This is a genomic window from Salinimicrobium sp. CAU 1759, assembly GCF_054482715.1.
Genome location: NZ_JBTLRK010000003.1, coordinates 121,509 through 133,353, shown reverse-complemented (window position 1 = coordinate 133,353; position 11,845 = coordinate 121,509). Strand labels below are relative to the sequence as shown.

Annotated in this window: 12 protein-coding genes; 8 read left to right on the top strand and 4 right to left on the bottom strand. The window is 41.4% G+C overall.

The features are described 5' to 3' along the window. The first annotated feature begins 15 nt into the window (after window positions 1-15). Complete coding sequence (locus tag ACXYMT_RS13880) at window positions 16-807, top strand: endonuclease/exonuclease/phosphatase family protein (protein ID WP_459059698.1); 792 nt, start codon at window positions 16-18, stop codon at window positions 805-807. A gap of 62 nt (window positions 808-869) precedes the next feature. On the opposite strand, the gene ACXYMT_RS13875 is transcribed toward ACXYMT_RS13880, so the two are convergent. Then, complete coding sequence (locus tag ACXYMT_RS13875; protein ID WP_459059697.1) at window positions 870-2,252, bottom strand: mechanosensitive ion channel; 1,383 nt, start codon at window positions 2,250-2,252, stop codon at window positions 870-872. A gap of 307 nt (window positions 2,253-2,559) precedes the next feature. Between ACXYMT_RS13875 and ACXYMT_RS13870 the strand changes: the two genes are divergently transcribed. The 3 genes from ACXYMT_RS13870 (at window position 2,560) to ACXYMT_RS13860 (ending at window position 6,018) form a co-directional block, all read left to right on the top strand. Beyond that, complete coding sequence (locus tag ACXYMT_RS13870; RefSeq protein ID WP_459059696.1) at window positions 2,560-5,115, top strand: adenosylcobalamin-dependent ribonucleoside-diphosphate reductase; 2,556 nt, start codon at window positions 2,560-2,562, stop codon at window positions 5,113-5,115. Between the two features lie 331 nt (window positions 5,116-5,446). Continuing rightward, a complete protein-coding gene (locus ACXYMT_RS13865) occupies window positions 5,447-5,689 on the top strand; it encodes a ribbon-helix-helix domain-containing protein (RefSeq protein ID WP_459059695.1) in 243 nt (80 codons plus the stop codon). Further along, on the top strand, window positions 5,686-6,018 hold the full coding sequence (locus tag ACXYMT_RS13860) for a type II toxin-antitoxin system PemK/MazF family toxin (protein ID WP_459059694.1): 333 nt from the start codon (window positions 5,686-5,688) through the stop codon (window positions 6,016-6,018). The genes ACXYMT_RS13865 and ACXYMT_RS13860 overlap by 4 nt, the downstream gene beginning before the upstream one ends. Before the next feature lie 88 nt (window positions 6,019-6,106). On the opposite strand, the gene kdsA is transcribed toward ACXYMT_RS13860, so the two are convergent. Both kdsA and ACXYMT_RS13850 read right to left on the bottom strand, forming a co-directional pair. Further along, a complete protein-coding gene (gene kdsA / locus ACXYMT_RS13855) occupies window positions 6,107-6,925 on the bottom strand; it encodes a 3-deoxy-8-phosphooctulonate synthase (protein ID WP_459059693.1) in 819 nt (272 codons plus the stop codon). 62 nt (window positions 6,926-6,987) lie between these two features. After that, window positions 6,988-7,572 (bottom strand): nuclear transport factor 2-like protein, encoded by a 585-nt coding sequence (locus ACXYMT_RS13850; protein WP_459059692.1) that lies wholly within the window; start codon window positions 7,570-7,572, stop codon window positions 6,988-6,990. 304 nt (window positions 7,573-7,876) lie between these two features. On the opposite strand from ACXYMT_RS13850, the gene typA reads away from it, so the two are divergent. The 4 genes from typA to ACXYMT_RS13830 all read left to right on the top strand — a co-directional run bounded on the left by typA (window position 7,877) and on the right by ACXYMT_RS13830 (window position 10,821). After that, window positions 7,877-9,676 carry a translational GTPase TypA gene (gene typA / locus ACXYMT_RS13845; protein ID WP_459059691.1) on the top strand — a complete coding sequence of 600 codons (1,800 nt, stop codon included), beginning with the start codon at window positions 7,877-7,879 and terminating at the stop codon, window positions 9,674-9,676. A gap of 180 nt (window positions 9,677-9,856) precedes the next feature. Next, complete coding sequence (locus ACXYMT_RS13840; protein ID WP_459059690.1) at window positions 9,857-10,018, top strand: uroporphyrinogen decarboxylase; 162 nt, start codon at window positions 9,857-9,859, stop codon at window positions 10,016-10,018. A gap of 272 nt (window positions 10,019-10,290) precedes the next feature. Then, the gene (locus ACXYMT_RS13835; protein WP_459059689.1) at window positions 10,291-10,524 is read left to right on the top strand and encodes an addiction module protein; all 234 of its coding nucleotides are present in this window, start codon (window positions 10,291-10,293) and stop codon (window positions 10,522-10,524) included. A gap of 6 nt (window positions 10,525-10,530) precedes the next feature. Continuing rightward, on the top strand, window positions 10,531-10,821 hold the full coding sequence (locus ACXYMT_RS13830; protein ID WP_459059688.1) for a type II toxin-antitoxin system RelE/ParE family toxin: 291 nt from the start codon (window positions 10,531-10,533) through the stop codon (window positions 10,819-10,821). Between the two features lie 260 nt (window positions 10,822-11,081). Here the strand turns inward: ACXYMT_RS13830 and ACXYMT_RS13825 are convergent, their stop codons facing one another. Next, the gene (locus ACXYMT_RS13825) at window positions 11,082-11,768 is read right to left on the bottom strand and encodes a cell division ATP-binding protein FtsE (RefSeq protein ID WP_459059687.1); all 687 of its coding nucleotides are present in this window, start codon (window positions 11,766-11,768) and stop codon (window positions 11,082-11,084) included. Between the last annotated feature and the right edge of the window lie 77 nt (window positions 11,769-11,845).

The window sequence follows — 11,845 nt, the reverse complement described above, 5'->3', positions numbered from 1 at the left end:
ATAACCTGCTTATTTATGAATTTTTCTGCACAGGCACAGCTGGAGGTAATGACCTATAATATCAAGTATGCCAATGAGACCGACGGCGGAAACAGTTGGTCACAGCGCAAAGATGATTTGGCTGCGCAGTTACAATTCTATGAGCCTGATATTTTTGGAGTGCAGGAAGCTTTGTTATCGCAACTTGATTTTCTAAAGGATGAGCTGGAAAGCTACAGTTACTTTGGAAAAGGTCGTGATGATGGGGCTCAAAAAGGGGAATTTTCTGCCATTTTTTTCAAACCTGAAAAGTTTAATCTGCTGAAGCAGGGAACCTTTTGGCTTTCTTCGACACCCGAAGTTCCGGGTAAAGGTTGGGATGCTTCTTATCCACGGGTCTGTACTTACGGGAAATTTGAAGTAAAAGCTTCCGGTAAGGAATTCTGGGTGTTTAATACTCATTTTGATCATCGGGGTGAGGAGGCAAGGCGCCAAAGTGTACATCTCATCCATAAAAAGATTGAAGAACTCAATAAAGAAGATCTTCCGGTACTCCTAATGGGAGACCTCAACCTTGAACCTGAAACTAAAGAAATAAAGTTTCTCAAATCGTATTATAAAGACACAAAGGAAACTGCAAAGTATGTTTTTGGACCGTCGGGCACTTTTAATGCTTATGAATTTCATGAGCCGGTGACCAGCCGTATCGATTATATTTTTACAAAAGGTAATATTAAGGTAAATAAATATGCTGTTTTGAGTGACTCACGAAACTTGCGATATCCGTCAGATCACCTTCCGGTACTGGTGCAGCTGGAGTTTCAATAAATTCTGAATAAAAGAAAAAGCCACGCATTGCGTGGCTTTGTTCGTTCTATAAATAGCACTGCCTAGGTAGGATTAAGAGGGTCATTTGGACCTGCTCCGGCTGGTCCGTTCTTATCCCGGTCCCTTGGTGTATTAGGTTTTGTAGGATCCTGTCCGGTAGCCCCGCCAGGGGTTTTTGGGGTGCTCGCCTTCCCGGCACCGGTTCCTTCAGGAGGGAAAGTTCTTTCGGTGTTGCGAACGTCAGGACTGTCTTTACTTGGGTCCCTGGCTTCCGAAGCCTCTTTTCTAAACTTTTGAATGATATCTCTAAAGTGCTCTCCGGCTGCCTCGCGGCCACCCAATCCATAACTTAGAGCCACAGCAACTGCAATTGCTCCCAAAATTAATCCGAAGGCAAGTTCAACGATCTCATTGGCAATTCCCATTGTCCTTAGAGCTATAGCTATAAAAAGTGCAAGAGAAGCCCAGCGAATAACACTGGCTATGAAATGATTTTTGCTGGACCTGGTCATTGTATTGTAGATCAACAGCGAAATGTAATTACCAATAGCAAGAATAATTAGGCCAAAGATGATTTGTCCTGTAACCTCTAGAATTTGATGCAGGATCTCTGTCAATCTTGATAGCCCCAGGATCTCTACGGCTGTAATTATACCAAAAAAGACCAGGAAGAAATAGATAAGATTGGCAACCAGCTTAGAAAGCGACTGGCCTGAGCCAATCATATTATGGATCTGAATCTTTTCTGCAGTACGATCTAAACCCATACTTTTGAAGAGATCTTCAAGAAAATTGGCCAGGTATCTTCCTCCCCAAACGAAGACCAGAAGGATAAGAGCTGCAATAATGATTTCCCCAATCAATTCTGTAAAGCCATAAAGTATATCATTGGCAGGCTCAGAGATGGCGTCTAGCCTAAGAGTGTTAAAGGCCTGAATAAGGAAGGGGATGAAAATTATGATGAAGACAAGTTTTCTAAGCACGGTTACGAGGCGGTCTGTGTCTTTAAATCCCGTTTTATCAACCAGTCTGTCTAATAAACCGCCTCCTATATTGACAAGGTTGGCAACAAATTTTGCCAGCACATAACCAATGAAAGCGATGAGAAGAGCTCCAATAAGATTGGGAATGAACATTAGGAATTCATTCAGCATATTTTCCAGTGGAGTAAGAACTTCACTTATCCCCAGGACTTCCAGTGCGATCAATAACACAATGATCATAATAAGATAATAGAAGATATTACCCACAAACTCATTTGTGTCACCCACGTTTCCTCCTCCAAAAATGCGTTCATCCCAGGAGGTTCTCCGCATTAGTTTTACCACTACTGCTTTGATGCCTTTAGCAATGAGCCATCCAATTAAAAGGACCAGTAAGGCACCGAGTAATTCGGGTAAAAAATTGGCGATACTCTCGCCGATATTTTCCAGTTGAGTTTCCATAATTTATTGATTTTTTAAGAAAGTTAGCATTTGAAGTTATGACAAAAAGGACTTCTGCCACAGTCACTTAACAAGAGTTTAAAAAAATATTCAGGTTGTTGTTAATATTTTTTTAGTCGGAATTCAGAGTTCAAAATTAAACGGAATTAGGAGTAGCAAGGGCTGAACGAAAATGCCATTTTTCAGAAAAAAAATTGATTTTTTTTTCAACAGTCTTTAGTTAATAAGAAAGCCTTACCTCATCTTTCAGAACTCAGGAATTAAAATAACTTTACTCCTCTTTCAAGTTAAAACAAAAACAAACGCCATGGTTGAAGAATTATTTAGCACCCAGACTTATACCTATGATGAGGTACTGCAAGCATGTTTAAAATATTTTAAAAATGATGAGCTTGCAGCTACTACCTGGATAAATAAGTATGCAGTAAAAGACAAAAAAGGAAAATTTTTAGAATTAACCCCAGATGATATGCACAGGCGAATGGCTAAAGAATTCGCCCGCATGGAAGCAAAGTATGCCGATCGTGCCGCGGGGAAAGAAAATTTGTCTGAGTACGGTAAATCAAGAGAATTTCTGAGTGAGGAAAGAATTTTTCAACTGTTCAAGGATTTTAAATACAGCATTCCACAGGGTAGTGTCATGGCGGCCCTCGGGAATGACCAAATGATCGCTTCCCTGTCTAACTGTGTGGTAGTTCCCCCGGTCTATGATTCTTACGGCGGAATTCTACATACAGACCAGCAGTTAGTTCAGTTGTTCAAAAGACGTTGTGGGGTAGGAGTGGACCTTTCAGGTTTACGCCCTAAGAATGCACAGGTATCTAACGCAGCCGGGACAACTACCGGAGCTGTTTCTTTTATGGAGCGTTTCTCTAACACCACGCGTGAAGTTGCTCAAAATGGCCGTCGTGGGGCATTGATGCTTACAATTGATGTAGCTCACCCCGACGTTGAAGATTTCATCACGATTAAGCAGGACCTTAAAAAGGTAACCGGGGCGAACATTTCTCTCCGTCTTTCAGATGAATTCATGAAGGCCGTTACCGAGGACACCGATTTCACTTTACGCTGGCCAATCGACAGTCCGAATCCTAAATACACTAAAACAGTGCGTGCTAAAGAATTGTGGGATACCATAATTAAATGTGCACATAATACTGCTGAACCAGGTCTTATTTTCTGGGATAAGCAACATACTTATTCAACTTCATCTTTCTATCCTGGATTCAAGAACAGTTCTACAAACCCATGTTCTGAGATTGCCATGCAGGGAGGAGATTCATGCCGACTAATCGCCGTAAACCTGTACAACTTTGTTGATAACCCGTTTACCGATAATGCTTCTTTCAACCACGAGAAGTTCTACAAAGTGATCTATGAAACTCAGCGCTTGATGGATGACCTTGTTGATCTTGAACTCGAAGCTGTAGAAAAGATCCTTGCAAAGATCGATCAGGATGAGGAGCCCGATTTTATCAAGAAGAACGAGATTGACACCTGGAAATTACTTGCCGAAAATGGCAAAAACGGAAGACGTACCGGTCTTGGGTTTACCGCCCTTGCTGATGCTGTTGCTGCTCTTGGAGTAAAATTTGATACAGATGAAGCACTTGAAGTGGTTGATAAGATCATGCAGACAAAATTGAAAGGAGAATTTGACAGTAGTATTGACATGGCGATCACCCGTGAGCCTTTCAAAGTATTTGATCCTGCTATCGAAGAGCAATCAGATTTTGTTCAAATGATGAAGAACGAGTTTCCCGATGTTTACAGCCGAATGATGAAGCACGGTAGAAGGAACATCTCCATAAGTACTGTTGCTCCAACCGGAAGTTTAAGTATGCTTGCGCAGACTTCTTCAGGAATTGAGCCGGTCTTCATGCTTTCTTATAAGAGAAGAAGAAAAGTAAATGCTTCCGGATCTAACGCAAAGGTAGCTTTCGTTGATGATACAGGAGATGCTTTTGAAGAGTTCACCGTTTACCATCCAAAAGTGAAGACCTGGATGGATGCTTCAGGAAAAGAAGCCATTGAGCAGAGTCCATATGCAGGTGCAACTGCTTCCGAAATAAACTGGCAAAAGCGGGTTGAGATGCAGGCGCTGGTACAGAAATATACAACTCACTCCATTAGTTCTACTATTAATCTTGCTTCAGATGTGAGTCAGGAGAAAGTGAGTGACATTTATATTGAGTCATGGAAGAAAGGTCTTAAAGGAATCACCGTTTATCGTGACGGTTCAAGAAGCGGAATCCTTGTTTCTTCAGATGATAAAGGAAAAAAAGAAGGAAGTAAAGAGAGCGTTTTTGCTGAAACTTATGCACCAAAACGTCCAAAGAAACTAGAGTCCAAAATAATTAGATTCAACAACGAAAAAGAAAAATGGCTTGCAGTTGTTGGGATTCTGAACGATCGTCCCTATGAGATCTTCACGGGGAAAATGGAAGATGTTTTCAACCTGCCAACCTGGGTGGAAAAAGGTTATGTGATCAAGAATCGCGATGAAGACGGAAAATCCAGATACGACTTCCAGTTCTGTGACAAGCATGGATACAAAGTAACCATTGAAGGCCTATCAAGATCCTTTAACGAAGAATACTGGAACTACGCGAAATTGATCTCTGGAGTACTTCGCCACGGAATGCCAATTCCATATGTGGTTGACCTCATCAACAACCTGAACCTGCTTGACGAGAGCATCAACACCTGGAAGGCCGGTGTGGTTCGTGCCCTTAAGCAGTTCGTGCCCGACGGTACTCCTGCAGCCGATAAGGAATGCGGTGAATGTGGAGATCCGGAAGGAATAATTTTCTCTGAAGGCTGCCTGGTTTGCAAGAGCTGTGGTTATTCCAAATGTGGTTAAAAATTTAATTTTGTCCCCCGGTTGATTTAAAAACCCCGCTTCTGTATAGATGCGGGGTTTTTGTTTTCCTGCACTAGAATCCTCCCCTTTTCAAACTCTGAAAGGGTTGTATTTTACACTGTACATCTTCCGTACCTACGGCACGGCGATATTGTTTTACGCACCTTCGGTGCTACCGATCTTTAACTCCTACGGAGCTGGTATTTCGAATAAACCTGCAAGGTCTTTTTGACCTTGTAGGTTTTGCCTTACTTGCATAGACTAAAAATTCGGTCTGGTTTTTATTTATATTTCATATTTATGATTTATATTTATAAAAAAGAGAAAAACCATGGGAACTTTCACTTCGTCTCTGCCTCAGGATCTTCTGGATAAACTAAATTCTGAAGCAAAAAAGCGTGGTGTGGCAAAGAACAGGCTTATTGAAAAAGCGTTGCGAATCTACCTGGACCAATTAAACCGGGCCGAATATGCACGTTCTTATTCTAAAGCAGGTAAAGATCAAGAGATCATGGCCATAGCAGAAGAAGGAATGGAGGCTTATTTGCAGGATCTTAAAAACCTTGAGGAGTGAAGCAGGGCGAAATCTGGGAAGTCTATCTTGACCCTGTTTCTGGAAGTGAGCAGGGAGGAAGGAGACCATGTGTCTTAATAAGTGGCAACCTTCTTAATCAGCATCTTCAGGTTGTAATAGTTTGTCCTTTGACAACCAAGATCAAAAGATACAAAGGAAACCTGCTTCTTAATCCTGATTCGCAAAATGGTCTGGAGAAAGTATCTGAAGTTCTCACTTTCCATGTTCGCTCTATTTCGAAAAAACGTCTGGACAGGAGAATTGGGAATATAAGATCGGAACAGGTAGAATTAATAAAAGGTACTCTAAATGACATTTTAAGGTACTAAATAAAAAAGACCTCATAGGTTTTCAAAATCTATGAGGTCTAACTTCTTTTGATGAAGCGGATTTTACAATCCGTGCCGAACCATTAGATTAGAAAGAATTTATCGTCTTCCTGATAGCTGTTAAATTAGACAGCAGTCTTTCTAAGTACTGAATATCCAGCATATTTGCTCCATCACTTTTTGCATTGGCAGGATCAAAATGAGTTTCTATAAAAATCCCGTCGGCACCTGTGGCAATTCCGGCACGGGCTATGGTTTCGATCATATCGGGTCTGCCGCCAGTTACACCGCTACTTTGATTTGGCTGTTGTAGTGAGTGGGTCACATCAAGAACCGTTGGTGCAAATTGACGCATGGTCGGAATTCCGCGGAAATCAACGATCATATCCTGATATCCAAACATAGTTCCACGGTCTGTGACCATTACCTGTTCATTATTACAGTCGGTTACTTTAGTGACTGCATGCTTCATGCTTTCAGGGCTCATAAATTGACCTTTTTTCAGATTCACCACTTTCCCCGTTTCGGCTGCGGCAACCAGAAGGTCGGTCTGGCGAACGAGAAAGGCAGGGATCTGTAGAACATCTACATATTCGGCAGCCAATTGTGCGTCTTCTCTCTCATGAATATCAGTTACGGTAGGGATGTTGAAAGTTTCTGAAACTTTCCGTAGGATTTTTAGAGCTTTCTCATCACCTATTCCCGTAAAACTGTCGATCCGGCTGCGGTTGGCTTTTTTGAAGGAACCTTTGAAGATATAAGGAATTTGCAGTTTATCTGTAATTCCTAAAACGGTCTCGGCTATTCGTAGGGCCATGTCTTCGCCCTCAATGGCGCACGGGCCTGCAAGCAGAAAGAAATTACCAGAGTCGGCGTGTTTTATTTGTGGTATCTTATTGAGTTGCATAAAAAAAATTTACTGCAAAGATACCTTTTTTGGATCTTTATAAGGAATGCCATTTTTGACACCTACTGTTTGTCCTCATAATCTTCAAGAAAGTCTTTTTCTTCTTCCTCAAGAGGGGGTTGGATCTCATAACCAAGTGCCCTAATGATCCTGTTATTGTCATAGTAGAAATGATACTGCCCCACCTTATCCTCCTGGAACTTCAAAGCAACGTGATAAGGAAAACTTATGGTCTCCCCTGTAGGATAGCTTAAGGTATTGGTGCCCCAGTGAAGGATCCAATTGCCTTTTCTTGGACCTTCGGGCACTGTAACTCCCAGCCATACACCATCTTCCGAGAGAACAGGAGTAGCAGTTTCCCGACCTTTTTTCCAGTACTGCACCGTTTGGTCCACTGTCAAACTGTCGTAGCTACCCAGGTTATAAAACCTGGCATCTGCAGTAGAATTTCGTCTTAGAGACTCCCAATTTCCGGTCTCATAGGCTTTAACGGTCTCACGTGCGACTTCCATTAGTTTATCTTCTTCCGGAAAATCAAGGCTTATCTCACCGTCGACCTGTCCTAAAGCAGACTGCACAAAACTAACACCTGTAAGTAAACACAGGAATAATAAAACTGCCCCGGATATTTCTGTACGTTTTTTCATAGCCAATATTTTTAAAAGGGATGAGGTAATTTTCTGAAATAGAATAACTTAAAGTTACGAAAATAAAAGGGTAAAAGAAATTCATAAACACTAAATATGAGTAATATCAGGATTTATGCTTTTTCTGAAGATTATCATTCATCCCGAACTTTTTCTGAAAAGTCCTATGTATCCTATATTTATTGCAAGTTGTTGATCTTCAAAAAATTGTGAGGCAGAAAGGTGAAAATTTTATTCAAAGCCGATGTGTTTTTTATGGGAAAAATAAATGTACCTTTGCAGCCTTTAAAAATCAGGCGTTTATATGACAGCTATTAAGAATATTGCGATCATCGCACACGTTGACCACGGAAAGACTACCCTGGTGGACAAAATTATGTACCACTGCAGACTTTTCAGGGAAAACGAGAATACCGGGGATCTTATCCTTGACAACAATGATCTTGAAAGGGAGCGTGGGATCACCATTACTTCCAAAAACGTATCTGTAGTATACAAGGATACCAAGATCAACATCATCGACACACCGGGTCACGCCGACTTTGGGGGAGAGGTAGAAAGGGTTTTAAACATGGCCGATGGAGTGCTACTGCTAGTAGATGCTTTTGAAGGTCCCATGCCGCAAACGCGTTTCGTACTTCAAAAAGCAATCGATCTTGGATTGAAGCCATGTGTAGTAATTAACAAGGTTGACAAGGAAAACTGTACTCCCGAGGAAGTGCATGAGAAGGTATTCGACCTGATGTTTGAACTGGGCGCTGAAGAATGGCAGCTTGATTTTCCTTCAGTTTACGGTTCAGCAAAGAACAACTGGATGAGCGACGACTGGAGAAATGAAACAGATAGTATTGAACCGCTTCTTGATATGGTGATCGAGCATATTCCTTCTCCAAAGGTCGAGGCAGGTTCTCCACAGATGTTGATCACTTCTCTTGACTTTTCTTCTTTCACGGGAAGGATCGCTATTGGTCGTCTTCAACGCGGAACTTTAAAAGAAGGAATGCCTGTTGCTCTTGTAAAGAGAGACGGCACCATTAAGAAAACAAGAATTAAGGAATTACATACTTTTGAAGGTCTTGGCCGTAGAAAGATAGAAGAAGTGCAGGCAGGAGATATTTGTGCCATTGTAGGACTTGAAGGTTTTGAGATTGGAGACACTGTAGCCGATTTCGAAAATCCTGAAGGTCTTAAGACCATCGCAATTGATGAGCCTACAATGAGTATGCTTTTCACTATTAATGATTCTCCTTTCTTCGGAAAAGACGGGAAATTCGTAACCTCAAGACATATTAAAGAGCGCCTGATGAAGGAGCTCGAAAAGAACCTTGCTCTAAGAGTAGAGGAGACCGATAGCGCAGATAAGTTCATGGTCTTTGGCCGCGGAGTTCTTCACTTGTCGGTTCTTATTGAGACCATGCGTCGTGAAGGATATGAACTCCAGATAGGTCAGCCACAGGTGATCATCAAAGAAATTGACGGAGTTAAATGTGAGCCAATTGAAGAATTGACTATCGATCTTCCTGAAGAAGTTTCAGGAAAAGCGGTGGAAATGGTGACCATCAGAAAAGGAGAGATGTTGAGCATGGAAGGAAAAGGAGACAGGATGACCATCCAGTTCCAGATCCCTTCCCGTGGAATCATCGGACTTAGGAATCAATTGTTGACAGCAACTGCAGGAGAAGCTATTATGGCTCACCGTTACAAGGAATACCAGCCGCTTAAAGGAGGAATTCCGGAGAGACAGAATGGTTCTTTGGTGTCTATGGAAACAGGAAAAGCAATTCCTTATTCTATTGACAAACTTCAGGATAGAGGAAAATTCTTTGTGGATCCGGGAGAGGATATTTACGAAGGACAGGTGATTGGAGAAAATTCCCGTCAGGATGACCTGGTGGTGAACATCACCAAGACTAAAAAATTGTCTAACGTACGTTCTTCGGGAGCAGATGACAAGGCTAAGATCGTTCCTGCGATCAAGTTCTCATTGGAAGAGGCTTTGGAATATATTCAGAAAGATGAATATGTTGAAGTTACGCCGAAGCATTTACGTCTAAGAAAGATTTACCTAACCGAAAACGACCGTAAGAGAAATAAGATCGTTTAATTCGGAAAGAAATATATTACAAGAGCTGTCAAAAATCGTATTTTTGGCAGCTCTTATTTTTAGAAGAACCTTGAATTCTGAAGCTTAAATTTTGAATTAATAATTATGGAACTATTTGGAATATCATATATAGAGTGGATCGGATATCTTGCATCATTCTTTTTGCTTTTATCCTTTCTAATGAGAAACATTACCACCTTGAGGTACATCAACAGCCTTGGATGCCTTTTGTTTGTGGTTTACGGACTCCTGCTCGATTCCTGGCCAATCACGATCACTAACGGCGCTATTATCCTCATTAATATCTATTACCTCTTCATTAATAGGAAGAAAGGAAATTAGAAGTACGAGGTACGAAGTAAGAATTACGAATTTGCTAAAACACCTTCCAAAAATGCCATTTTTGGAAGGTGTTTTGTTATTGGAACATCTTTGTGAGGGAGGAGATTTCTTAACCGCGGCAATCTCGCCGCCTTTTCCCCGGCCATAAAGGGAGGGCGGAGTTTCTGGTTTTAACTGTAGTGAGCGCGGAGAAATTTCAATGTGAAGAAGCAGCGCAAAACGTGAACTAAAATATAATTATCGTATTTTTTAAAGAATAAAACTGTGGCAAAATGAATTCAACAGAGTTAAAGAATAAGGTGCAGGAATATGTTGATACTGCAGATGTGAAGCTACTTAGAATGATAAAGGCTTTGGTAGAAACTTACCAGAGTGAAGAGCAGGAATTTTCTTTGTCTGAAGAACAGTATCAAATGATTGATAAAAGAAGAGAAGCTCATTCTAATGGGTTTTCCAAGTCCCTTTCATGGGAAGAAGTGAAGGAGAAAGCAAGAAAGAAAGGCTAATTCATAATGGCATTTTATTTAGATGTAAAGGAAGAAGCAGCTCTTGAAATCATTAATACTTATCTCTATTACGAGAAGAAACGATCAGGATTAGGAGAAGAATTTCTGGAACAGCTGGATTTTTACTTTAAGAGAATTACCTCAAACCCAGAACATTTTCCGGAAAAAAGAAAACCATACAGAGAAGCTTTTCTGGGCCGTTTTCCCTATGTCGTCATTTATGAGTTTAGAAATGAAAAGGTGATTGTTTACTCCATTTTTAATACCTGGCAAAATCCGGAGAAAAAGAAAAAATAACTGGATCCTATCCACCTAAGGGGAATTTTCCGCTGAATCCTATTGGTAGGGAGGAGAAAACCCTACCGCGGAAATCCCGCCGCCTTTTCCGCGGCCCTAAAGGGAGGACGGAGATCTTTGTTTGAATAGCTGCGAGCGCACGCAGTAAGCGAAGCAATCTCAAGATAAGGAGCAGCGTTATCTTTTTACCTAAAAATAAAGAGTCGAAATTCAGACGCCTTTCGGCTTTTTTGGAATTTGGTGCTTGTAATTTGGTGCTTCTAGGTCACCGTCTTCTGTACCACTTCGAACACCTTCTGTCCGTCGCACTTGAGGGTTTTTGATGGATACTTCAGCAGTAGTGCGTAATCATGAGTGGCCATGAGAATTGTCTTTCCGTTTTTGGAGATCTGTTGCAGGACTTCCATGACTTCCACAGAGGTTTGCGGGTCGAGGTTTCCGGTAGGTTCGTCGGCAAGGATCAACTCGGGATCATTTAACAAAGCTCGGGCAATTGCAATACGCTGTTGCTCTCCACCCGAAAGCTGATACGGATTTTTAAATCCTTTTGTGCCCATTCCTACCTTCTTTAGTACTTCTTCGATCTTCGCATCCATGGCGGCTTTGTCTTTCCAGCCGGTTGCTTTTAGAACAAAGAGCAGATTTTCGTTGACATTACGATCATTCAGCAGTTTGAAATCCTGGAACACCACGCCCAGCTTTCGGCGTAAAAAAGGAATGTCTTTCTCTCTAAGGGTGCGTAAATCGTAATCTACAATTTGACCTTCTCCTTCAGTAAGAGGAAGATCGCCATACAGGGTTTTCATGAAGCTGCTTTTTCCTGTTCCGGTCTTCCCGATGAGGTAAACAAATTCCCCCTTTTCGATCTCTATGTTGACTTCAGAAAGTATGAGCGTCTCCCGTTGATAGATGGCAGCGTCTTTTAGGTACAGAACAGTATTCGACATGAAAAATCACATTTTAGAGAGGTAAAAGTAAGAAAGAGAACGTAATTATTGTGGCTTGTGTTGCTTTTCTTCTGCTG

Bases quoted from the DNA above. Each gene is read 5' to 3' on its own strand.
- ACXYMT_RS13840 (WP_459059690.1), top strand. From the start codon at position 9,857: ATGAGAAACATTACCACCTTGAGGTACATCAACAGCCTTGGATGCCTT.
- ACXYMT_RS13870 (WP_459059696.1), top strand. From the start codon at position 2,560: ATGGTTGAAGAATTATTTAGCACCCAGACTTATACCTATGATGAGGTA.
- kdsA (WP_459059693.1), bottom strand. From the start codon at position 6,925: ATGCAACTCAATAAGATACCACAAATAAAACACGCCGACTCTGGTAAT.
- ACXYMT_RS13835 (WP_459059689.1), top strand. From the start codon at position 10,291: ATGAATTCAACAGAGTTAAAGAATAAGGTGCAGGAATATGTTGATACT.
- ACXYMT_RS13880 (WP_459059698.1), top strand. From the start codon at position 16: ATGAATTTTTCTGCACAGGCACAGCTGGAGGTAATGACCTATAATATC.
- ACXYMT_RS13850 (WP_459059692.1), bottom strand. From the start codon at position 7,572: ATGAAAAAACGTACAGAAATATCCGGGGCAGTTTTATTATTCCTGTGT.
- ACXYMT_RS13875 (WP_459059697.1), bottom strand. From the start codon at position 2,252: ATGGAAACTCAACTGGAAAATATCGGCGAGAGTATCGCCAATTTTTTA.
- ACXYMT_RS13830 (WP_459059688.1), top strand. From the start codon at position 10,531: ATGGCATTTTATTTAGATGTAAAGGAAGAAGCAGCTCTTGAAATCATT.
- typA (WP_459059691.1), top strand. From the start codon at position 7,877: ATGACAGCTATTAAGAATATTGCGATCATCGCACACGTTGACCACGGA.
- ACXYMT_RS13865 (WP_459059695.1), top strand. From the start codon at position 5,447: ATGGGAACTTTCACTTCGTCTCTGCCTCAGGATCTTCTGGATAAACTA.
- ACXYMT_RS13825 (WP_459059687.1), bottom strand. From the start codon at position 11,768: ATGTCGAATACTGTTCTGTACCTAAAAGACGCTGCCATCTATCAACGG.